Origin of the sequence: Pseudomonas sp. FW300-N2A2, from assembly GCF_017351735.1 — a bacterium.
GTDB lineage: Bacteria > Pseudomonadota > Gammaproteobacteria > Pseudomonadales > Pseudomonadaceae > Aquipseudomonas > Aquipseudomonas migulae.
Map to the genome: position 1 here is coordinate 62624 of NZ_JACNDU010000021.1, position 20807 is coordinate 83430.

The following is a 20807-nucleotide window of genomic DNA, read 5'->3' on the forward strand; positions in this document are numbered from 1 at the left end:
CGCTTCCGGGTCAGTGAATGTGGCGGGCGTAGTGCCGCGGGTTGAAGCGCAGGACCATCAACATCATCAGCGCCATGACGCCGGTGAGTGACCACCAGGCCCATTCGAAACTGCCGAGTTGATCGCGGATGATCCCGGCAATCAGCGGCGAGAGGCCGGCGATCAGGTAGCCGATGCCTTGGACGAACGCCGTCAGCCCGCCCGCACGTTGCGGGTTGTCCAGATGATCCAGCGACACGATCAGGCTCATCGGGAACAGTCCGCCGATGCCCAGCCCCAGCAGGCACGGCCACAACAGACTCAGGTGTTGCTGGCTCACTATCAGCCCACAGAAACCGGCCATGATCAGCGCCAGCGACACCATCAGCACCAGGCGACGGTCACGGCTGCGGTTGGCGATCGCAGGCGTCACCAGGCCGGACAGTACTTCCATGGCCGTGAGGAAACCTAACAACAAACCGGCGTTTTGTTCGCTCCAGCCTTTTTCCACGTAGTACGGCGCCAGCCAGGCCAGCACACAGGTGTAGGACGCTGTGCCCAGACCAAAGAAGATGGCGAGTAACCAGGCGCGGGAATTGGCGAAGAACGACCTGTTTCGTTGCGCATGAGCGGGCAGTGCCGGCATCGCCGCACGTTGGCCGAGCCAGAAGAGTAGCGCCGTCAACGCCAGGATCGACCAGATCGCCAGGCCTCCCCGCCAACTGCCGGTGCGCATCATCACCAGCGGCGCGAAGGACGCGGCGAGGGCGGCGCCACCCATGATCGACGTGACGTAGAGGCCCATGTACACGGAAACGTTGTCGCTGAAACGCGACTTGATCAGCGTCGGCATCAACGCCTGAATCAGCGCGATACCGACACCTGCCAGAACGGCGCTGAGGATCAGTTCGGCCGCGGAGTCGAGGAACAGGCGCGACACCGTCGCCAGGCCGATGACCAGCAACGACACCACCACCGTGCGCTGTTCGCCAAGCCATTGGCTGACGCTGAGGCCGAAGAACATCGCCAATCCCATGGCCATCACCGGCAGCATGGTCAGCAGCGACGCCAGGCTGAAACTCAGTGGGATGTCGCCGCGAATCGCCGAGAGCAAAGGGCCGACCGCGGCCATGGACGGGCGCAGGTTCAGGGCGACGAGCATGATGCTGATCATCAACCAGAAGGCAGGGCGAGAAGTGGCGCGGACGTTTTCCATCGATTGGACCTTGAATGACAGGGCCCGATTAGGCGCGAGAGGCCTGGAAGCTGCAAATCAGAAAGTCCGTCGCGGTATTTGAAAATCAAATACCTCTGCCTTGCACAGATCCCCTGTGGGAGCGGCGGTGCGGCGATCCGACTTGCTCGCGAAGACGCTGTGTCAGTCACCATACATATCGACTGTCACGCCGCCTTCGCGAGCAGGCTCGCTCCTACAGGGATCTGTGTGGCGGCAGCCACATTGGGTATAGGGTGGCTGGTTGATTGTTTAGCCAACCCACAACCAAAGTTCTTCAAATCCCGATTTAACGACTTAACCAGCCATGTGACGCTGCTGCTCATCTGTCTACTGCGGTCTTCTTTATGGACGATTGTCCAGTCGCACTTCCTTCCGAACTCGCCTTCTGGGCGTTGTGGCATTGCCGTCACGCGCGCCCACCGGATTCCTGCCTTTCCCGTTGATTGTTCCTACAGGTCCTGCGCTGTGCGCCGGGATCAAACCGGCAGCGCCTGCGCGTTTGCCTGACGCGGAAACAAGAGAATTCCTATGAGTTGTGCCACGACCTCCTTCGCCACGAAACAAGAAGCCCTGACTTTTCTGGAACAGAATCCGGATATCGAGATGTTCGAGTTGTTCATCCTCGACAACAACGGTGTGCCACGGGGCAAGTTGTTGCATCGCGATGAACTGCTGGCGGTCTACGAAAGCGGTCGCCCCCTGCCAAGCACTATCCTGGGCCTGACCATCAACGGCGATGACGTGGAAAACTCGGGTCTGGTCTGGGACGTGGGGGATATCGATTGCCGGGCCTACCCGATCAGCGGCAGCTTGACGCGCATGCCATGGCGATTGATTCCGACGGCGGCGGTGCAGGTCAGCATGCACCCGAAGGAGGGCATGCCGGCAACCATCGCCGACCCGCGGCACCTGTTGGCGAAGGTGATCGAAGGCTTGCAGGCGGACGGCTATTACCCGGTGATGGCCGCGGAGCTGGAGTTCTATCTGCTGGATCAGCAGCGCGACAGCAACGGCCGGCCGCAACCGGCGCGGGATGTCGATGGCGGGCGCCCGCGCGCAACTCAAGTCTACGGCTTGCGTGAACTGGAGCAGATCGAGCCGTTTCTGGCGGATCTCTACAGCGCCTGCAAACTCCAGGGCATTCCGGCGCGCACGGCGATTTCCGAATACGCGCCGGGGCAGGTGGAAATCACCCTTGAGCATCGCACCGACGCCTTGCAGGCGATGGACGAAGCCGTGCGCTACAAGCGCCTGGTCAAGGGTGTGGCACACAAGCACGGGATGACCGCGTGCTTCATGGCCAAACCGTTCGATGACCTGGCCGGCACGGGCATGCATATGCACGTCAGCCTCGCGGACAAGGACGGCAACAACCTGTTCGCCAGCGAAGCCGCAGACGGTACGCCGCTGCTTAAACAGGCGGTTGGCGGGATGCTCAGCACTTTGCTCGATTCGTTGTTGCTGTTCTGCCCGAACGCCAACTCCTACCGTCGCTTCCAGACCAACAGCTACGCGCCGCTGGCAGCCACCTGGGGCGTGGACAATCGCACCGTGAGTCTACGCGTGCCAGGCGGGCCGGCATTCTCGCGGCACATCGAACATCGCATTTGCGGCGCCGACGCCAACCCGTACCTGGCGGCTGCGGCGATTCTGGCGGGTATCCATCGCGGCATTCGCGAACAACTGGACCCGGGGGCGCCCGTGGAGGGCAATGGTTACGCCCAGGCCACGGAACTGCTGCCCACCGACTGGCTGACCACCTTGCGCGCACTGGAAGGTTCGGGCTGGGCGCGAGAGGCCTTCGGCAGAGAATTTCTGGGTGTTTACCTCGCGGTGAAGCGTGCCGAGTATCGTCAATTCATGGGCGAGGTCGGTGAGCAGGATTGGCGTTGGTACCTGAACCAGGCCTGAACCATTCTCAAATACATCTCAAGATGTAGTTAAACGCCTTAAGCCAACTAATCGTTGGCTTCTTTTTCACAAAAAATTGATGGTTGGCTACTTAAAATTAGTGCTGTCGCGGTCAATGAAATTTTCACATTGACCGACGGCACTTCTTTTCAGGAACAGCCGATTATCATGTGGAAACTCAAAGCCGTTCGCCCCGAGTGGGTGACGTTGATTGCCAGTGCCTTTTTATTGACAGGCTTTAATTTGGTGCTCTGGCAACATTTGTTTGAAATCACCGCGTTCGACGGTCAAGGCATCGTCATGCGTGTGGCTTTTGGCTTGATGATTCTGGCTGCTTTCAACATCGTATTGACCCTGCTGGCGTTCCGCCCGCTGTTAAAACCGGTCTTGACCCTACTCTTCATGATCAGCGCCGGGGTGGCGTATTTCATGGGGCAATACGGTGCACTTATCGACACAGGCATGTTGCGTAACTTTGCGCAAACCAATGCCACGGAAGTGCGTGACTTACTCTCGATAAAGTTACTTGTTTATATTGTTCTGCTCGGGGTTTTACCTTCGTGGTTGTTGTGGAAGACGCCAATTAATTACCGCCGCTGGCACCGTGAGTTGCTCAGTAAAGTACTGGTAAGTGTGGCGTCGGTGGCGGTGATCGGTGGCGTCGCACTGGTCAACTATCAGGGCCTGTCCTCACTGTTTCGCAATCACCATGAATTGCGTTTGATGGTGGTCCCGAGTAACTACATCGGCGCCTCGTTCAGCTACCTGCGTGAGCAAGTCGCTTCGGCCCATCAGCCTTTCGTTAAAATCGGTGAGGACGCCGAGAGAAATCCGACCTGGCAAGCGCACAGCCGCAAATCCCTGACCGTGCTGGTGGTCGGTGAAAGTGCCCGGGCCGAGAACTTCGGTGTGCTGGGTTATAACCGTGACACCACGCCAAAACTGGATAAAGAAGCCGGCCTGATTGCGTTCACCGATGTGCATTCCTGCGGTACTGAAACGGCCGTGTCGGTGCCCTGCATGTTTTCCAACATGGGCCGCAAGGACTACAACGCGAGCAAGGCCAAGAATGAAGAAGGCCTGCTGGATGTGCTCAAGCGTGCAGGCCTGGAGGTGATATGGCGCGATAACCAGTCAGGCTGCAAAGGCACGTGCGACCGCGTCACCCTCGACGATGTCAGTAACCTGAAAGACCCGGTGCTCTGCGCCAATAGTGAATGCCGCGATGAAATTCTCCTGCAAGGTTTGCAGCACTTCATCGACACCCTGGATAAAGACACGGTGTTGGTATTGCACCAGATGGGCAGTCATGGCCCGGAGTATTTCAAGCGCTACCCGAAAGAGTACGAACGCTTTACGCCGGTGTGTGAAAGTAATGCCCTGAATAATTGCAGTCGCGAAAGTATCGTCAATGGTTACGACAACACCCTCGTTTACACCGACCACGTGCTGTCGACCCTGATCGATCTGTTGCGCAGCAACCAGGACAAAGTTGATACCGCGATGCTCTACCTGTCGGACCACGGCGAATCCCTGGGCGAATACAACCTGTTCCTCCACGGTACGCCTTACATGCTGGCGCCGGAGCAACAGAAGCATGTTGCGATGCTGGCCTGGTTCTCTGACAGCTATCAAAAGTCGTTCTCGGTGGACACCCACTGCCTGCAATTGAGCCGTGAGAAGCCGCTGAGCCAGGACAATCTGTTCCATTCGATGCTCGGTCTGCTGGAGGTCAACAGTAAGGTCTACAACCAGGATCTGGACCTGTTTGCCGGCTGCCGTGGTGCGGTGATCGACGGCGTCTTGGCCAAAGAGTGAGGGTAACGACCTTTTTTTCACGTATCGGCCGCTAACCTGCGGCCGGTAGATTTTCCTACAAGAGCAATCACACATGTCCCCTCAACCCCCATCTGCCTTCGAGCTTGAGTTCGCCCGGCGCTATGACCAGGAACACGCCCGCGTCTGCATGCAGCCGCGTCCGCGTGGCCTGTCCGGGCGCCTGGCGTTCTGGCGGGACGAGCAGTTGGTGCGCAACGCGCTCAAGGTGGCCGGCGAGCCGGGGTTGATTCTTGACGTCGCTTGCGGGGCCGGACGTTTCTGGCCGGTGCTGGCCGAACATGCTAACCGGGTGATCCTGGCGTCCGATCCGTCGCAGGACATGCTCGATCACGCCCCGATCCATCATCCGCAAGAGCTGCTGAAACGGGTCAAGACCTTTCAGAGTTCGGCGTTCGCCATCGGCTTGTCGGCGAATGCGGTGGACTGCATTTTTTGCATGCAACTGTTTCAGCACATCGCCTGCGCCGAGCATCGGTCAGCCATGCTCGGTGAGTTCCACCGGGTCAGCCGCGACACCGTGATTGTCGCGGTGCGGGTCGAAGCTCATTTCAAACGCCGGCAACCCGATGCACAAGGCACTCATGCCCGGCATCTGGCCAGTAAGGCCGAGGTGGAAGCCGAGTTCAAACAGGCCGGGTTCCGTTTACTCAGCCATCAGGATTTCCTGCCCGGTTGCACGCGGATGCGCGTCTACGTGCTGCGTAAGGCCAGATAACCTCCCTCCGTCAGACTATTCTTGCTAACAAGCAGGTGTTTTCGCTAAAGCTCTTGTTCAGTGGAGGCGCGGAAATCGCCGGGGGCGATATATACTGCGCGCCATTCTTCAAGGGAGAGCCGTGTGGCCATCGATATTCACTGGATTCGCGACAACGATAGCCTCGGCCGGTTTTGCGCCGAGTGGCAGCAGCTGCCCTACGTTGCCCTCGACACCGAATTCATGCGGGTCGACACCTTTTATCCGATCGCGGGTTTGCTGCAGATCGGCGATGGCGTACGCGCTTACCTGATTGACCCGTTGACCATCGACAACTGGCAACCCCTGGCCGCGTTGCTGGAAAACCCGGCCGTGGTCAAAGTCGTCCACGCGTGCAGCGAAGACCTCGAAGTGTTGCTGCGCCTGACCGGCAGCCTGCCGGCGCCGCTGTTCGACACGCAATTGGCCGCCGCCTACCTGAACCTCGGTTTCTCCATGGGGTATTCGCGGTTGGTGCAGGAAGTGCTCGGCATCGACCTGCCCAAGGGCGAGACCCGTTCCGATTGGCTGCAACGCCCGCTGTCTGACACCCAGATCAGCTACGCCGCCGAAGACGCCTTGCACCTGGCGGAAGTTTTCGTACAGCTTCGTCCGAAGCTGTCTGACGACAAGTACGCCTGGGTCCTGGAAGACGGCGCCGAGCTGGTGGCCAACCTGCGTCGTGAAGTCGACCCGTACGAGGTTTACCGCGAAGCGAAACTGGCCTGGAAGTTGTCTCGCGCTCAGCTCGCCGTTTTGCGTGAACTCTGCGCCTGGCGTGAACGCGAGGCCCGCGCCCGTGATCTGCCGCGCAATCGCATCATCCGTGAACATTCCCTGTGGCCGCTGGCGCGCACGCAACCGGACAACCTCGGGGCGTTGGCGAAAATCGAAGACATGCACCCGCGTACCGTGCGTCAGGACGGCGAATTTCTGCTTGATCTGATCAAGCGCTCTGGCAGTGTGTCGCCAGATCAATGGCCGCCTGCCGTGCCGGAACCGTTGCCGGTGGATGCTGCCGCACTGATCAAACAGTTGCGTGCACTCGGCCAGGCCGAAGCCGAGCGACTGAACGTCGCGCCGGAACTGATGCTGCGCAAGAAAACCCTGGAAGCGCTGCTCAAGAGCGGCTTCCCCAATGGTCCTTACCAATTGCCTGATTCGCTGCGTGGCTGGCGCCGCGAATTGATGGGCCAGGCGCTGCTCGACAGCCTGGCCACCGCCGGAGAACAGCCTTGAAACGTATTTGCTCCATCTATCGAAGCCTGAAGAAAAACGAGATGTACCTCTATGTGCTCAAAAGCGATGCACTGGAGCGCGTTCCGGAAAGTCTGATGGCCGCTTTTGGCAAACCTCACCACGCGTTTGACCTGGTGCTGACCCCCGAGCGCAAGCTGTCGCGCGAGGACATCACCGTGGTGCTGGAAAACCTCGACAAGCAGGGCTATCACCTGCAAATGCCACCGGCCGAAGACGAATACATCGAACACTTGCCGGAAGAGTTGTTGCGACGCAACGACCCGATGTAGTCGGCAGACAGGCTCTGTTCAGAGCCTTTATGAAAAACTGGAATGATTTTGGCGATGGCCGCAACGAGGGAGCGATACTCCCTCGGCGGCCGTCTGCACTGCTTTTGAAAGGTTTGAACCATGCGCGTTCTGATTGCTGAACACGACCACCCTGTGTATGCCCAACTGTTGCGTCAGGCAGCACCTGATCTGGAAGTGCTGACCAGCGGTGACTCCGCCGAACTGGCCAGTCAGGCTGCCGATTGCCCGATCTGGCTGGGTCAGCCGGACCTCCTGGCCACTCTGTTGCGTCAGGGCCACCAGCCACAATGGTTGCAGTCGACGTGGGCCGGGATCACGCCGCTGCTGGCCGACGGTTTGCCGCGCCACTATCGCCTGACTCGCGCTGTCGGGATTTTCGGTCAGGTCATGGCTGAATACGTGCTGACCTACATGCTCGGCCACGAACGCGAAGTGCTGCCGCGGCTGGTCAGTCAGGTCGAGCGCAAATGGGACAGTCGTCAGGGCCAAAGTCTGGCAGGGCGCAAGGTCTTGATCGTCGGCACCGGCGATATCGGCCAGACCGTCGCGCAGTTCCTGCTGCCGTTTGGCGTCGAGTTGTATGGCATCGCCAGCGAAGCCCGCGAGCAGGCTCCGTTTGTCGAAGTGGGAGCGCTGGCGGACTTGCCGCGCCTGGTCGGTGAAGTGGATTACGTGATCAATCTGCTGCCGAACACCCCGAGTACCCACGACCTGTACAACGCGGCACTGTTCAAGCAATTCAAGCCGACCGGGTTGTTCATCAACGTCGGGCGCGGCGTGGCGGTGGTCGATGCGGATCTGGTGGAAGCCTTGAAGGAAGGGCATCTGGCGGGCGCTGTGATCGACGTCTGCCGTCAGGAGCCGCTGCCGCAACGTCATCCGTTCTGGACGGCCTGGGGCCTGCTGTTGACCGGCCATAGCTCCGCACCAACGTCGCCGACGATGATGGTGAAGTTGTTTGTCGAGAATTTGCGGGCGTATCAGGCGGGCGAAGCGTTGCGCGGCGAAGTGGATTTCAATCGCGGGTATTGAGCCCACTGCAATAAAAAATGTGGGAGCGGGCTTGCTCGCGAAAGCGGTGTGTCAGTCGACATTAACTCTGTCAGGTACACCGCTTTCGCGAGCAAGCCCGCTCCCACATTGGTTTTGCGGTGTGGCTTAGAGGGTGAAGTCGCCTTCAGCCGCCAACTCGCTCAACGGACGACGCGGGCTTGGCTCTTCACGGGCTTGCAGGTAATCCGCCAGCGTCGCCTTGTCCCCCAGCTTGCCCACCGCCACTGCCGCGTGCAGTGCGTAACCTTCAGGAATGTTCAGCTCCTTGCGGGTCAGTTCCTGATCGAAACCGGCCATGCCGTGGGTGTGCCAGCCGCTGATGCTCGCTTGCAGCGCCAGATGGCCCCAGGCAGAACCGGTGTCGAAGGTGTGCCACAGCGCCGGGGTTTCTTCGGTGGCGCCGGGTGCTGTGAAGGTGGTTTTCGAGATCACGATCACCAGCGCCGAGGCGTGTTGCGCCCAGCTGCGGTTGAATTCGTTCAGCAGGCCCAGGTAACGCTCCCAGTTCGGCGTATCGCGGCGCGCGTAGAGAAACCGCCAAGGCTGCGAGTTGTAGGCCGATGGCGCCCAGCGTGCGGCTTCGAAGAAGCTCAGCAGGGTTTCCTCGGAGATGGCCTCGCCGGTGAAGGCGCGGGGCGACCAGCGATCAGTGAATTGAGGGTGGATGGCATAATCGGCAACGCGTGGATTGGCACTCATCAATAGATTCCTTGCTACGTTTGAAAGTGAGGGGCGACGCGAAACCCTACTGGGCAGCGCAAAAACTGACAAGCGCGTTCTACCGGCAGTCGCCAATGCTTGGCCCGCAACGGCCTTGGCACTAGACTGGCGGCCTTTTCACCACCTGATGTTGATGCTTGAGCCATGGCCGCCAAAGTCGAACCGTTCTGGATACGCAAAACCCTCGATCAACTCGATCAAGAGGAATGGGAATCGCTGTGCGACGGTTGTGGCCTGTGCTGCCTGCAAAAGCTTGAGGATGAAGACGACAACAGCGTTTATTACACGCGCATCGCCTGCAAACTGCTGGACCTGAAAACCTGCCAGTGCAGCGATTACCCCAACCGTCGTGAGTTCGTGCCGGACTGCATTCAGCTCACACCGGGCAAGGCCGATGAGTTCAAATGGCTGCCGCCGACCTGCGGTTATCGCCTGGTCAGCGAGGGCAAGGATTTGCCACTCTGGCACCATCTGGTGTGCGGTGATCGCGATGCCGTGCATCACGAACGTATTTCCCAGTCCGGGCGCATGCTCGCCGAAGGCAGCGTGCCCGAGGACGATTGGGAAGACCATCTGATTTTCCGCGCAGGTTAGTTTTACAAGGGAGTGTGTATGGCTGTGGGATTGCGGCTGGCGTTGGCCGTTGGGCTGCTGGCCCTGAGTTCGTCGGTGTGGGCGGCGAAGAAAGTCGATCTGGATTACCACGTGCGCCTGTTGCCGCAAAGCGATCAGGCTGAAGTGCGCCTGACGCTGGTCCAGGGTTCGGCGGTGCGCAGTCTGGATTTCGACCTCGGCGATGGCAGCCATTACAGCGACTTCAAGGCCGACGGCCAATGGCAACTCACGCCGGGCAAAGAGGCCCGGGGTGTCTGGCGCCCGTCGGCCGACAAGGCCAGCCTGACCTACCGCGTGCGCATCAGCCACGGTCGCAAGAGCGGCAGCTTCGACACGCGCATGACCCCGACCTGGGCGCTGATGCGCGGCGACGACCTGGTACCGGCCGCCAGACTCGATCAGCAGGACGGCATCGAATTGGTGTCACGCCTTGAATTCGAATTGCCCACCGGATGGAAAAGCGTCGAAACCGCCTGGCCGCGGATCGGCAAGAACAAATTCCGCATCGACAACGTCTCGCGCCTGTTCGACCGGCCAACCGGCTGGATGCTCGCCGGTCACCTCGGCAGCCGTCGCACCCGGCTTGGGGAAACCGAAGTCACCGTCGCCTCGCCTCAGGGCCAGGGCATGCGCCGCATGGACGTGCTGACGCTGCTGACGTTCGTCTGGCCGCAAGTGCAGGCTGTGTTTCCGCGTCATCCCGCCAAGTTGCTGATCGTCGGTGCCAACGACCCGATGTGGCGCGGCAGTCTGGCGGCGCGAGAATCGATCTATCTGAATTCGCGCCTGCCACTGGTCAGCGAAAGTGGCAGCAGCGCACTGGTGCGTGAGCTGGCCCAGGTGTTCGGGCGCATCAACGACAAGCAGCGCAGCGACTGGATCAGCGAAGGCTTTGCCGAGTATTACGCCATCGAACTGGTGCGCCGCGCCGGTGGCATGAGTGATGAGCGGTATGAGAGTTTGCACAAGAAGTTGGCCAAGGATAGCCAGAAGGTCACGACGTTGCGGGGCGAGCAGATCAGCCCGGCACAGATTGGCAAAGCGGTTCTATTGCTGAGTGAACTGGATCAGGAGATCCGTATCAAGACCCGCAACAAGCGCTCGCTCGATGATGTGTTGCGCGGGGCGATGCACCTGGAGAGTGTGGATACCAAGGAATTCGTTCAGCTGGCCGAGAGTGTGATTGGCGAGTCCTCGAAAGTCCTCGATAACGATTTGATTCAGTGACACCGCTATCGCTAGCAGGCTAGCTCCCACACTGGGGCTTCGTCGTACACGGGACCAATGTGGGAGCTAGCCTGCTAGCGAAGAGGCCACATGCCTCAACGGATATTTCGGATCAAACCCCGGTTTTCGGCGACTTCAACGACTCATTCCCGGTCACGGTGGCGGTTTTGGTCGCTGCCTCGGCATTCGCCTTCAACCGAGCCAGGTCTTCCCCGGCACGCTCGATTTTCGCCCGCACGTTGTTCATGTCCTGACGGCTCTTCTCCAACAGGCTCTTGGCCGAACTGTGGCCAGTGATGCCACGGGCCAGCGCCACGCCACCGATCGCCACCTGGATCAAACCGAAAATACCGCCGCGACGCAGGCCTTTGCCCACCATCACCAGGCCGCCGGCGACGGAGCCGGCGCGTTCCCAACCGTGGACGTTATGCTCGGAAGGACTCTGGAACGGGGTGGACTCGATGCGCTCCACGCGTTTGAGTTCGCTCATGATCTGTCTCCTGCTGGAAGGACTGCTTCAAGAATAGATAATTAAGCTGACTGCCGAGGCGGGCGGCTTGTTCCATCGGATGTGCGTCGGTTCAGCGGAATTTCGGCCCGGAGCGGGTGTTGAGGCCCTTGGCCATACGGTCGTACAGCACGACGTTGACGGTGGCCGCAAGGTTCATGCAACCGGTGGTCGGGATGTAGACCACGTCTTCGCACCAGTCGCGAATCTCTTTATCCAGCGAGCCGTCTTCCGGGCCGAAGATGTACAGCGCGCGATCCGGGTGGGTGTATTCCGGCAGCGAACGGGCGCCGTCGACCAGTTCCACGGCCACCGGCACGCAGCCCAGCGGCAGGATTTTTTTCAGGTCGTCGATGCCGATCAGCGGAATGTCGTAGTGAACACGTTTGGTGTCGGTGACGAAGTCGGCGGCGCGGTCATAGCGCTTGCCGGTGTAGAACACGGACGCCACGTTGTAGCAGCCGGCGGCGCGCATGACCGAGCCGACGTTTTCCGGTGATTTTGGGTTGAACAAACCAATGCAGCTGTACCGTTTGTCTGCCACGAGCGGGGTGCCTTCGGGGAAAAAACGGCGATTATACGGGGATTGGGGGAGGGGGTGTCTGGTTTGAGATTGGTGGTGCCTGAACAATTGCTATCGCTAGCAGGCTAGCTCCCACATTGGATCTTGGGTGTTCACAAACACTTATGTGCACAGAAGATCCCCTGTGGGAGCTAGCCTGCTAGCGATGGGGCCAAGTCAGGCAATGAAGATATTCAGTCTTCTTTTTTCATCAACCCGGCCAACGCCGCAAACGGGTTATGCGTCGCCTTGGCAATCTTCGGCGTGCTCAACGAACCCTCACCGAAATATTGCTGGTCGGTATACCGCGAGTGCTCGTTGTCGTGGCAATACAGGCACAACAATTCCCAGTTCGACCCATCCTGCGGGTTGTTGTCGTGGTTGTGGTCGCGGTGGTGCACGGTCAGTTCGCTCAGGCGCTTGCCGGAAAACTCACGGGCGCAGCGGCCGCACACGTGCGGGTACATCTTCAGGGCTTTGTCGCGGTAACCCATTTCCTTGTCGCGCTGGTTGTCGGCGAGGATGCGGTCCAGCTTCGAGGTGTTGGTCGGTGTTGACGAACTCATGGGTTCACCTTTGTAAAAGACTAATGACGGTTATGACGTAAGTTTAGCCTAGCCCTTGAGCTTCTCGGCAATCCAGATGGTGTGGCGGGTGCCCTTGTTGCCGTGGGCGAAGACCTGGACTTCCTCGGCCTTGAAGCCCGCCTTCTTCAGTTTGTCGGAAAACTGCTTGTCGGCGCTGGCCGACCAGACAGCCAGCACGCCTTTGGGTCGCAAGGCTTTGGCGCAGGCGCTCAGGCCGCCAGCGGAGTAGAGCCAGCTGTTGGCTCTCTGGGTCAGGCCTTCCGGGCCGTTATCGACGTCGAGCATGATCGCATCGAAACCTTGCGGTTCGGCCTGCAGCACGTTCGCCACGTCTTCCATGCGAATCACCGTGCGTTTATCCAGCAACGGGTTCCCGGCTTTCTCGCCCAGCGGCCCGCGATTCCACTCGACCACGCCCGGCACCAGTTCGGCGACCACCACTTCAGCGCTCTTGCCCAAATGCTTGAGGGCCGAGGCGAGGGTAAAGCCCATGCCCAGGCCACCAATCAATACCCGTGAATTCGGCCGTCCGGCGACCTTGCGGCAGGGGATCTCGGCCAGCGCATCTTCAGAACCGTGCATGCGCGTATTCATCAATTGTCCGCCGTCGCCGCCCTGGATCTTGATGACGAAATCCTCTCCGTATTCGAACAGGCACAGGGCACCGCCGTTTTCAGGGATAGGCGCGGTGTCGAGCAGAACGAAACGTTTCATGGGGATCTCTTGAGGAGGAAGGGCATGGGGGAGGCAAACGAACGCAGTTGGGAGTAGCCTGCAAATAGACAACAAGGCTAACGGAGCCATTGATGAAGCGCACCATTCTAACGGTCATTGCCTTGGCCGCGCTCTCGATAACTGCAGTGCAGGCCCAAGAGCTGCAAACCATTCCGACCAGCCCGTCGCCGCTCCCCGGTTCGCCCGGCACGGCAACACCGACGCCGTACCCGCAGATCACCCCCAACAGTGTGCCTAAAGTCGGGCCTGGCAGTGGCGGGCCGCCGCTGTTGCCGCCGATCATCGTGCCCAGCCCGCCCAAGGATCAGCCCTTGCCGGGGCTTGAGCAGAACCGCACGAAGATCAAGTCGCCGGGCGGTTAAACCTGCTGCGAGAGTAGTTGCCCGTCGGCCATGCGCAGGCGTTTTGACAGGGAGACGGCGAGGGCGCGGATGATCTTCGCGGCGATTTTCGGCGCGTCGTTGAGCATCTTTTCCAGGGAATCCTTGCCCAGGTTCAGCAGCTGGCAATTGCTCGCGGCCACACAACTGGCGGAACGCCGTTCGCCATCGAGCACAGCCATTTCGCCGAACGCCCGACCGCTGCGCAGCGTGGCCATGGTCACCCGTTGTCCGTCGCTGTTGGTTTTTTGTACCGCGACCTGGCCGGTATGGATGATGCACATGAAACTGCCGGCATCGCCTTCGCGGAAGATCTCTTCGCCCTCGGCCACCGTGCTGATGCTGAAGTAGCCCGAGGCGGCTGCGAAGTCGGCGGGCAGCAGTTGATCGAACAGGCCACAGTCCATCAGCCAGTCGCGGATTTCGTTGTTCAGTAAGGTCGGTTCTGACATGTCGTCACGGTCTTTTTCTTGTGTCTGGTTCCGGTTCTTCTGGATGCCCTCAATCCTTGTGGGAGCGAGCCTGCTCGCGATGACGGTGGCACATTCAATACAAATGTTGGATGTATCGCCGCCATCGCGAGCAGGCTCGCTCCCACATTGAAGGGGCATGGGTGTTAAGACCGAATCACCGAGCCAAGTTCCTCAGGCAATGCCCAAAACCCCGAAAACAAATGCGTATTCGAGTGCTACGTCACGCAATCCCTGATAACGGCCACTCATTCCGCCATGCCCGGCGCCCAATTCGGTCTTGAGCAGCAGTTGATGGGTATCGGTTTTGGTCGCGCGCAATTTCGCTACCCACTTCGCCGCTTCCCAGTACTGCACGCGACTGTCGTTGTAGCCGGCGATCACCAGCGTCGCCGGATACGCCTGCGCGGTGACGTTTTCGTACGGGGCGTAGGCCTTGATCCGATCATAAACGTCCGGCTCTTCAGGATTGCCCCACTCGTCGTATTCCGTGACGGTCAGCGGCAGATCCGGGTCGAGCATCGTGTTCAACACATCGACGAACGGCACTTCGGCAATCGCCGCGCCGAACAACTCCGGCCGCATGTTAAGCACCGCACCGATCAACAACCCGCCGGCACTGCCACCGCTGATCGCCAATTGCTGTGAGGTGGTGAAACCGTTGGCGATCAGGTGCTCGGCGCAGGCGATGAAGTCGCTGAAGGTGTTGTGCTTGTGTTCCTGTTTGCCGGCGCGATACCAGGCTTCACCCAATTCGCCGCCGCCGCGCACGTGGGCGATGGCAAACGCAACGCCGCGGTCCAGCAGGCTCAGGCGCGCGTGGGAGAACCACGGGTCGAGGCTTTCGCCGTAGGCGCCGTAGCCGTATAGATAAAGGGGTGTCGGCTTGCCGAGGGCTTCGCGCTTGACCACCAGGCTGATCGGCACTTGCGTGCCGTCCGGTGCGGTCGCCCAAAGACGCTGGCTGACATAGGCGTCGGCGTCGAACGGGCCGAGCACCGGGGTTTCCTTGAGCACTTTCTGTTCGCCGCTGACCAGGTCCAGTTGGCGGATTTGTGCCGGACGGTTCAATGCTTCATAGCGCAAGCGGATCCGCTCGCTGACGAACTCCAGGCTGTTTTGTACGTGCAGGCTGTAGGCCGCATCCGGCAATTGCACGCGGTAGCTCGGCAGGTCTTGCGGGTGAACCTCGATGATCGGCAAGCCGCCGACCCGCAGGCTCAGCGTCAGGGCGCCGGCGTTGAGGCTCATGCCGTCGATCATCGTGGTGTCGCTGTGGGGGATCAGGTTCTGCCAGTCAGCTTCGGTCGGTGCGACGCCGGTATCGACGGCCGTGTACAGGGCAAAGTTGATGCCGTCGCGGTTGGTGCGAATGAACCAGGTCCACTGGCCATCGAGAGCGCCGTGATCGACGTCGTACTCATGGTCTTCGACCCGTGGCGCCACACAGGTAAACGCCTGTTGCGGCTGGAACGCGTCGAGCACCCAGACTTCGCTGGTGGTCTTGCTGCCCAGCGCCAGCAGCAATTGCTGCTCCGAGCTTGAGCGGTAGCAATGCATGAAGAAGCGGCCGTCCGGCTCATGGAACACTTCTTCGGCCGCCGTGCCGTCCAGCCGATAGCGGAACAGCTTGTGCGGGCGATGGGTGTCGTCCAGTTCGCCGAAAAACAGCGTCAGGCTGTCGTTGGCCCAGGTCATGCTGCCGTCGCAGTCGGCGAATTCCAGTTCGCTGACGCGGCCGCTGGATAATTCCTTCACGAACAGCGTGTAAATCTCATCGCCCGTGGTGTCGAGGCTGTAGGCCAGGCGCTGGTGGTCCGGGCTGATGCTGAATGCGCCGAGGGAAAAGAAGCCGCCGTTGGCCAGTTCGTTCGGGTCCAACAGCAGCTGTTCCTGGCTTTCGTCGAGTTGCAGGCTGTCATCCGCCGGGCGCGGGCAGCGGTAGTGTCGGGCGTATTCGTCGCCGGCGGTGGTGCGCGTGTAATACAGATACGGGCCCCACGGGGAGGGCAGCGACAGGTCGGTTTCGAGAATCCGGCCCTTGATCTCTTCGAAGAGGGTTTCGCGCAGACCGGTCTGATCGGCGGTTTGCGCCTCTAGATAGCGGTTTTCAGCCTTGAGGTAATCGAGCACCACGTCGGTGTCGCGTTCCTGCAGCCAGGCATACGGGTCAGAACCTTCAGCCTTGTGGGCAATCGGGGCGCTGGTGATGTTGGCGGATTGGGGCATGAAGGGCTCTCGGGCGATGTACGGAATAGAGGGGTTCGCAGGCTATAGGCAAATGACGCAAATCCCTGTGGGAGCGAGCCTGCTCGCGAAAGCGGTGTGTCAGTCGCCATCAATGTTGCTGACAGGACGCCTTCGCGAGCAAGCCCGCTCCCACAGGGTTTGTGCACAGCCGGCCGGCATTGGGGCAAGCCTGATGTGCGAAAAGTCGTTACTATAAGCGCCTCTTTGCCTGCCTTGCCATGGACACCATGACCGAGAACGACTATCTGATCGCTTGGGGCCTTTACGCCTTCGCCGCTTTAGGCTGCCTGTTGGTGTGGATGCGCATGACCCGCTGGATGTGGCGCTGGTTGCGCGAGCCTCTGCGGCTGCTGGTCGCTGTGTTGCTGTTCAGCCCGACGATCATCGATCCGGTGAAGGAAAAGGTCGCACCGGCCATCGCCATTACCGCCCTCGATCTCGCGTTCAAGGTTGGCAACAATGCCTGGCGGGCGGTCTCCGACCTGTTCATGTACGGCATGATCGCCTTCGGCATTTACCTGGTGTTCGTGGCGATCCGATTCCCGATCGAACGCGCCTCCAACGCTCGCAAGGAACGTACGGCGGCCGCCAAGGCTGCGGCCCGGGCCGACGACCCTGACGACGATCATCCTTTCGGCGGTGCCGGTGATGACCGTTACGGTCGCCCGCCGGTCCCGAGCAACCCTCAGCGTATGCGCGTCGAACCGCGTTTGTAACCTTGCCCCTGCCTTACAGAGAGTCCGAGCATGTGTGAGTTATTGGGCATGAGCGCCAATGTGCCGACCGATATCGTGTTCAGCTTTACCGGGCTGATGCAGCGCGGCGGCCGCACGGGCCCGCACCGTGACGGTTGGGGCATCGCCTTTTATGAAGGCCGCGGCCTGCGCCTGTTCCAGGACCCGGCGGCGAGCAGCGAGTCTGAAGTCGCCAACCTGGTGCAACGTTATCCGATCAAGAGTGAAGTGGTCATCGGCCATATCCGCCAGGCCAACGTCGGCAAGGTCTGCCTGTCCAATACCCATCCGTTCGTGCGCGAACTGTGGGGGCGCAACTGGTGTTTCGCCCACAACGGCCAACTGGCGGACTTTCAGCCGATCACCAGCTTTTATCGCCCGGTCGGCGATACCGACAGTGAAGCGGCGTTCTGCGATCTGCTCAACCGCGTACGGGCGGCGTTCCCGGAACCGGTAGAGATCGAAACACTGCTGCCGGATCTGGTAGCCGCGTGCGCCGAATACCGTAGCAAAGGCGTGTTCAACTGCCTGCTCAGCGACGGCGACTGGCTGTTCTGCTATTGCTCGACCAAATTGGCGCAGATTACCCGCCGAGCACCCTTCGGCCCGGCGCGCTTGAAGGATGTCGACGTGATCGTCGATTTCCAGGCCGAAACCACGCCCAACGACGTGGTCACGGTCATCGCCACCGAACCCCTGACCGAAAACGAAACCTGGACCCGCTACGAACCGGGCCAATGGAGCCTCTGGCGACGCGGTGAATGCGTCAGCCAGGGCAAGACCGAATAAGGATTCTCCCCCATGTTGCTCAGTTATCTACGGCTGGTGTTGTTCGCGGCGGGCCTGTTGATCGGCGTCCAGGTGCCGGGGTTCATCAACGACTACGCCAAGCGGGTCGAAGCGCACCTGATTGAGGCGCAGACCGGCTTGAGCGGTTTTCAGGGCACCGCCATTCAATTTTTCAAGGGTGACATGCAGGCCCTGGTCGCCCACTACCGCGCCAGCGAAGACCCGGTTTTCCGCAGCGATGCCGACAGCCTGAGCAACCTGCTCACCCGTCAACTGGCCCTCGATAAACAATTCCAGGCCATGCAAGGCCCGTGGTACATCCGCTTCCTGCAGGTTGTACTGGCCGCCGACCCGGATATCCGCAAAGAAACCTGGAACGGCTACAGCTACCAGATCCTGCTGACGCCGGAAGCGATGATCTGGGGCATGAGCGGCGCGTTGCTGCTGTCGTTCGGGATTGAATGCCTGTTCCGGCTGATCGACTGGGTGGTGCTGGGCGGCAAGCGCCTGCGCCAGAGCCGGCCGATTGAAGAGCGGGATTTGCGCGGGTTGTAAGTGATCAGCGCGCAAGGACGATGTAGTTTTCGCCGACCTTGCGCGCATACCCCGCCAGCACCTGCTGACACAACGCGACAATCTCCTCGACCCATTCCGCCCCGGTCCGCCAGGACACCACCACTTGTAAATCCGGTGGCCGTTGATCGATGGCCAGCAAGGTCAATTCGCCGCGCGCCAGCTCCTCGGCCACCAGCACCGGTGGCAACGCGCCAATGCCGAAACCGTCCCGCAGCAGCCGGGTAATCGCCGACACCGAATTCACGCAGTTCAGCCGTGGCGTCATGACGCCATTGGCCTGCATCAACGCGAGCACCTCTTGATGCGGGTGTGAGTTTTTCGAGTAGGTAATGATCCGCTCCCGCGCCAGATCGGCCACGCTGGAATACTCGCGGTTGTAGATCGAGTTGCTGGCAGCGATCCAGCCCATCGGGTGACTGGCCAGCTCCAGGCTGCGCACGCTTTCCTGACGCAGCAGGTCGGTTTGCAGGATCAAGTCGAGGAAGCCTTTTTGCAGCTGATCGCAGAGGTTGAGCGAGGTATCGGCCACCAGCTCGATTTCCACCAGCGGATAGTGATCCGTCATCTGTGCCACCAACGGGCTCAGCCAGGTATGAATCACCGTGTCCATCACGCCGATGCGCACCCGGCCGACCTTGCTGGAGCGGGTCTCGATCGACTGCTTGAGCGCCTGCATGGTGTCCATCATCTGCTCGGCATGTTCGAGCACTTTCAAGCCTTCGGGCGTCAGGCTCACGCCGCGTGAATCGCGCAGGAACAGCTTCACCCCGAGCTCGCCTTCGAGCACGGCGATGCGGCTGGAAATCGACGCCTGGGTGGTGAAGAGCTTGTCGGCGGTCAGGCGAAAACTTTTGAGTCGGGCGACCCAGACGAAGGTCTCGAGAAACTTCAGGTTCATGGGGTCAGCTCGTGGATAAAGTTTTCTTATGTCTAAGGCGGGTTTTTATTAGTTGGACGCAACAGGGCCCAGCGCCCAAAAATCAGGCCATCCGGTTCCCACGATAGGCGTCGTCGGGGCTCAGAACAATACCAATAAAATTTGCACGGAGAGTTGCCATGAGTGCGCCCGACACCACCGTCATCCCGAAAGCCACGGCTCGCCCGGGACCTTTCGACTGGTACCGCAACATCAATCAGCAGGAACGCCGCACATTCTGGAGCTGCAAGATCGGCTACGGCCTGGACGGCATGGACACCCAGATGCTCAGCTTCGTGGTGCCGACCCTCATTGCGATGTGGGGCATCACCACTGGCGAGGCCGGGCTGATTCACACCAGTACGCTGATTGCCTCAGCCATCGGCGGCTGGGTGGCGGGGATTCTCTCCGACCGCATCGGCCGCGTGCGCACCTTGCAACTGACGGTGCTGTGGTTCGCCTTCTTCACCTTCCTCTGCGGCTTCGCGCAAAACTACGAACAACTGCTGATCAGCCGCACCTTGATGGGCTTCGGTTTTGGCGGCGAGTGGACCGCCGGCGCGGTGCTGATGGGTGAAGTGATTCGCGCCAAGGACCGTGGCAAAGCGGTGGGCATGGTGCAATCGGGCTGGGCGCTGGGTTGGGGGCTGACGGCGATCCTGTATGCGCTGCTGTTCTCGGTGTTGCCACCGGAAGACGCGTGGCGCGCACTGTTTATCCTCGGCATCGTCCCGGCGGTTTTCGTGATCTTCGTCCGCCGCCTGGTCAAGGACCCGGAAATCTACCGCGAAGCCAAGGCCAAACAGGAACCGAGCAACCCGGCGAAGTTCTACGAGATTTTCGCCCCCGGCATCCTCTTCACCACGCTTCGCGCTTCGATACTGACCACCGGCGCACTGGGCGGTTACTACGCAATCACTTCCTGGCTGCCGACGTTCCTGAAGAACGAACGCGGTTTGAGCGTACTCGGCACGGGCGGTTATCTGGCGATGGTGATCGTCGGTTCCTACGTCGGTTACGTCATCAGCGCGTATTTGACTGACATCCTTGGCCGTAAGAAAAACTTCATTCTGTTCGCGGTGGGCTCGTTCACCATCGTGTTGCTTTACACCCAATTGCCGGTCAGTAACGGCGTGATGCTGTGGCTGGGCTTTCCGTTGGGCTTCTTTGCCTCAGGGATTTTCAGCGGCATGGGTGCTTTCCTGACCGAGTTGTTTCCGACGCGGATTCGCGGTTCGGGCCAGGGCTTTTGCTACAACATAGGCCGGGCGCTGGCGGCGTTGTTTCCGCTGTTGATCGGCTTGCTCAGCCAGAAGGTGCCATTGAGCGTAGGCATCGGGGCGTTCGCGGCGGTTTCCTACGGGGTGGTGATCCTTGCGGCGTTGAGCCTGCCGGAAACCCGTGGCAAACAACTGGATGCGCAGTAATCTGCCCAC

At 60.4% G+C, this 20807-nt stretch carries 22 protein-coding genes; 13 read left to right on the plus strand and 9 right to left on the minus strand.

The features are described from left to right. Positions 1–10: 10 nt before the first annotated feature. Complete coding sequence (locus J4E42_RS21800; RefSeq protein ID WP_207286118.1) at positions 11–1195, minus strand: cyanate transporter; 1185 nt, start codon at positions 1193–1195, stop codon at positions 11–13. Between the two features lie 549 nt (positions 1196–1744). Between J4E42_RS21800 and J4E42_RS21805 the strand changes: the two genes are divergently transcribed. The 6 genes from J4E42_RS21805 (at position 1745) to J4E42_RS21830 (ending at position 8281) form a co-directional block, all read left to right on the plus strand. Then, entirely contained in the window at positions 1745–3127 is a 1383-nt protein-coding gene (locus J4E42_RS21805) for a glutamine synthetase family protein (RefSeq protein WP_207286119.1), read from the plus strand. A 168-nt stretch (positions 3128–3295) separates the two neighbouring features. Beyond that, positions 3296–4945 carry a phosphoethanolamine transferase gene (locus tag J4E42_RS21810; protein WP_207286120.1) on the plus strand — a complete coding sequence of 550 codons (1650 nt, stop codon included), beginning with the start codon at positions 3296–3298 and terminating at the stop codon, positions 4943–4945. A gap of 73 nt (positions 4946–5018) precedes the next feature. Further along, on the plus strand, positions 5019–5681 hold the full coding sequence (locus J4E42_RS21815) for a class I SAM-dependent methyltransferase (RefSeq protein ID WP_207286121.1): 663 nt from the start codon (positions 5019–5021) through the stop codon (positions 5679–5681). 123 nt (positions 5682–5804) lie between these two features. Beyond that, positions 5805–6938, plus strand: a complete 1134-nt coding sequence (rnd, locus tag J4E42_RS21820; RefSeq protein WP_008034962.1) for a ribonuclease D — start codon at positions 5805–5807, stop codon at positions 6936–6938. Beyond that, positions 6935–7228, plus strand: a complete 294-nt coding sequence (locus tag J4E42_RS21825) for a YcgL domain-containing protein (RefSeq protein ID WP_008036150.1) — start codon at positions 6935–6937, stop codon at positions 7226–7228. Before rnd ends, J4E42_RS21825 begins: the two co-directional genes overlap by 4 nt. 120 nt (positions 7229–7348) lie before the next feature. Beyond that, positions 7349–8281 (plus strand): D-2-hydroxyacid dehydrogenase, encoded by a 933-nt coding sequence (locus J4E42_RS21830; RefSeq protein ID WP_008034968.1) that lies wholly within the window; start codon positions 7349–7351, stop codon positions 8279–8281. A gap of 126 nt (positions 8282–8407) precedes the next feature. Here the strand turns inward: J4E42_RS21830 and J4E42_RS21835 are convergent, their stop codons facing one another. Further along, entirely contained in the window at positions 8408–9001 is a 594-nt protein-coding gene (locus tag J4E42_RS21835; RefSeq protein ID WP_008034969.1) for a nitroreductase family protein, read from the minus strand. Positions 9002–9166: 165 nt separating this feature from the next. Here J4E42_RS21835 and J4E42_RS21840 point away from each other — a divergent pair, with 165 nt between their 5' ends. Both J4E42_RS21840 and J4E42_RS21845 read left to right on the plus strand, forming a co-directional pair. Continuing rightward, positions 9167–9616: a YcgN family cysteine cluster protein gene (locus tag J4E42_RS21840; RefSeq protein WP_008034970.1), complete on the plus strand. Its 450-nt coding sequence runs from the start codon at positions 9167–9169 to the stop codon at positions 9614–9616. An 18-nt stretch (positions 9617–9634) separates the two neighbouring features. Continuing rightward, entirely contained in the window at positions 9635–10864 is a 1230-nt protein-coding gene (locus J4E42_RS21845; protein ID WP_207286122.1) for a hypothetical protein, read from the plus strand. A 112-nt stretch (positions 10865–10976) separates the two neighbouring features. On the opposite strand, the gene J4E42_RS21850 is transcribed toward J4E42_RS21845, so the two are convergent. The 4 genes from J4E42_RS21850 to J4E42_RS21865 form a co-directional block, all read right to left on the minus strand. Beyond that, a complete protein-coding gene (locus J4E42_RS21850) occupies positions 10977–11354 on the minus strand; it encodes a DUF2892 domain-containing protein (protein ID WP_207286123.1) in 378 nt (125 codons plus the stop codon). A gap of 91 nt (positions 11355–11445) precedes the next feature. Continuing rightward, complete coding sequence (locus J4E42_RS21855) at positions 11446–11916, minus strand: RNA methyltransferase (protein WP_008034973.1); 471 nt, start codon at positions 11914–11916, stop codon at positions 11446–11448. Between the two features lie 212 nt (positions 11917–12128). Continuing rightward, entirely contained in the window at positions 12129–12500 is a 372-nt protein-coding gene (locus J4E42_RS21860; RefSeq protein WP_007944009.1) for a YajD family HNH nuclease, read from the minus strand. A gap of 48 nt (positions 12501–12548) precedes the next feature. Beyond that, positions 12549–13235, minus strand: coding sequence for a spermidine synthase (locus tag J4E42_RS21865; protein WP_008034788.1), 687 nt, complete (start codon positions 13233–13235; stop codon positions 12549–12551). A gap of 92 nt (positions 13236–13327) precedes the next feature. On the opposite strand from J4E42_RS21865, the gene J4E42_RS21870 reads away from it, so the two are divergent. Further along, on the plus strand, positions 13328–13618 hold the full coding sequence (locus J4E42_RS21870; protein ID WP_192228708.1) for a hypothetical protein: 291 nt from the start codon (positions 13328–13330) through the stop codon (positions 13616–13618). Here the strand turns inward: J4E42_RS21870 and J4E42_RS21875 are convergent. Together J4E42_RS21875 and J4E42_RS21880 are read right to left on the minus strand one after the other, a co-directional pair. Then, positions 13615–14088 (minus strand): cyclic nucleotide-binding domain-containing protein, encoded by a 474-nt coding sequence (locus J4E42_RS21875; protein WP_008035048.1) that lies wholly within the window; start codon positions 14086–14088, stop codon positions 13615–13617. The genes J4E42_RS21870 and J4E42_RS21875 overlap by 4 nt on opposite strands. A gap of 192 nt (positions 14089–14280) precedes the next feature. Then, positions 14281–16335, minus strand: coding sequence for a S9 family peptidase (locus J4E42_RS21880; RefSeq protein WP_207286124.1), 2055 nt, complete (start codon positions 16333–16335; stop codon positions 14281–14283). Between the two features lie 239 nt (positions 16336–16574). On the opposite strand from J4E42_RS21880, the gene J4E42_RS21885 reads away from it, so the two are divergent. The 3 genes from J4E42_RS21885 to J4E42_RS21895 are packed head-to-tail and all read left to right on the plus strand — an operon-like array spanning position 16575 to position 18434. Beyond that, the gene (locus tag J4E42_RS21885) at positions 16575–17072 is read left to right on the plus strand and encodes an MFS transporter (protein ID WP_192228710.1); all 498 of its coding nucleotides are present in this window, start codon (positions 16575–16577) and stop codon (positions 17070–17072) included. A 30-nt stretch (positions 17073–17102) separates the two neighbouring features. Next, positions 17103–17879: a class II glutamine amidotransferase gene (locus J4E42_RS21890; protein ID WP_008035054.1), complete on the plus strand. Its 777-nt coding sequence runs from the start codon at positions 17103–17105 to the stop codon at positions 17877–17879. A gap of 12 nt (positions 17880–17891) precedes the next feature. After that, positions 17892–18434: a DUF2937 family protein gene (locus J4E42_RS21895; protein ID WP_008035055.1), complete on the plus strand. Its 543-nt coding sequence runs from the start codon at positions 17892–17894 to the stop codon at positions 18432–18434. A 4-nt stretch (positions 18435–18438) separates the two neighbouring features. Here J4E42_RS21895 and J4E42_RS21900 read toward each other — a convergent pair whose 3' ends face one another. Then, positions 18439–19353: a LysR family transcriptional regulator gene (locus J4E42_RS21900; protein WP_008035056.1), complete on the minus strand. Its 915-nt coding sequence runs from the start codon at positions 19351–19353 to the stop codon at positions 18439–18441. A gap of 158 nt (positions 19354–19511) precedes the next feature. Here J4E42_RS21900 and J4E42_RS21905 point away from each other — a divergent pair, with 158 nt between their 5' ends. Further along, on the plus strand, positions 19512–20798 hold the full coding sequence (locus tag J4E42_RS21905) for an MFS transporter (RefSeq protein WP_008035057.1): 1287 nt from the start codon (positions 19512–19514) through the stop codon (positions 20796–20798). Positions 20799–20807 lie beyond the last annotated feature (9 nt).

Coding starts and splice junctions, on each gene's coding strand:
- J4E42_RS21815 (WP_207286121.1), top strand. CDS start 5,019: ATGTCCCCTCAACCCCCATCTGCCTTCGAGCTTGAGTTCGCCCGGCGC.
- J4E42_RS21895 (WP_008035055.1), top strand. CDS start 17,892: ATGTTGCTCAGTTATCTACGGCTGGTGTTGTTCGCGGCGGGCCTGTTG.
- J4E42_RS21805 (WP_207286119.1), top strand. CDS start 1,745: ATGAGTTGTGCCACGACCTCCTTCGCCACGAAACAAGAAGCCCTGACT.
- J4E42_RS21865 (WP_008034788.1), bottom strand. CDS start 13,235: ATGAAACGTTTCGTTCTGCTCGACACCGCGCCTATCCCTGAAAACGGC.
- J4E42_RS21890 (WP_008035054.1), top strand. CDS start 17,103: ATGTGTGAGTTATTGGGCATGAGCGCCAATGTGCCGACCGATATCGTG.
- J4E42_RS21900 (WP_008035056.1), bottom strand. CDS start 19,353: ATGAACCTGAAGTTTCTCGAGACCTTCGTCTGGGTCGCCCGACTCAAA.
- J4E42_RS21870 (WP_192228708.1), top strand. CDS start 13,328: ATGAAGCGCACCATTCTAACGGTCATTGCCTTGGCCGCGCTCTCGATA.
- J4E42_RS21845 (WP_207286122.1), top strand. CDS start 9,635: ATGGCTGTGGGATTGCGGCTGGCGTTGGCCGTTGGGCTGCTGGCCCTG.
- J4E42_RS21880 (WP_207286124.1), bottom strand. CDS start 16,335: ATGCCCCAATCCGCCAACATCACCAGCGCCCCGATTGCCCACAAGGCT.
- J4E42_RS21875 (WP_008035048.1), bottom strand. CDS start 14,088: ATGTCAGAACCGACCTTACTGAACAACGAAATCCGCGACTGGCTGATG.
- J4E42_RS21840 (WP_008034970.1), top strand. CDS start 9,167: ATGGCCGCCAAAGTCGAACCGTTCTGGATACGCAAAACCCTCGATCAA.
- J4E42_RS21860 (WP_007944009.1), bottom strand. CDS start 12,500: ATGAGTTCGTCAACACCGACCAACACCTCGAAGCTGGACCGCATCCTC.
- J4E42_RS21830 (WP_008034968.1), top strand. CDS start 7,349: ATGCGCGTTCTGATTGCTGAACACGACCACCCTGTGTATGCCCAACTG.
- J4E42_RS21800 (WP_207286118.1), bottom strand. CDS start 1,195: ATGGAAAACGTCCGCGCCACTTCTCGCCCTGCCTTCTGGTTGATGATC.
- J4E42_RS21850 (WP_207286123.1), bottom strand. CDS start 11,354: ATGAGCGAACTCAAACGCGTGGAGCGCATCGAGTCCACCCCGTTCCAG.
- J4E42_RS21905 (WP_008035057.1), top strand. CDS start 19,512: ATGAGTGCGCCCGACACCACCGTCATCCCGAAAGCCACGGCTCGCCCG.
- J4E42_RS21810 (WP_207286120.1), top strand. CDS start 3,296: ATGTGGAAACTCAAAGCCGTTCGCCCCGAGTGGGTGACGTTGATTGCC.
- J4E42_RS21885 (WP_192228710.1), top strand. CDS start 16,575: ATGGACACCATGACCGAGAACGACTATCTGATCGCTTGGGGCCTTTAC.
- J4E42_RS21835 (WP_008034969.1), bottom strand. CDS start 9,001: ATGAGTGCCAATCCACGCGTTGCCGATTATGCCATCCACCCTCAATTC.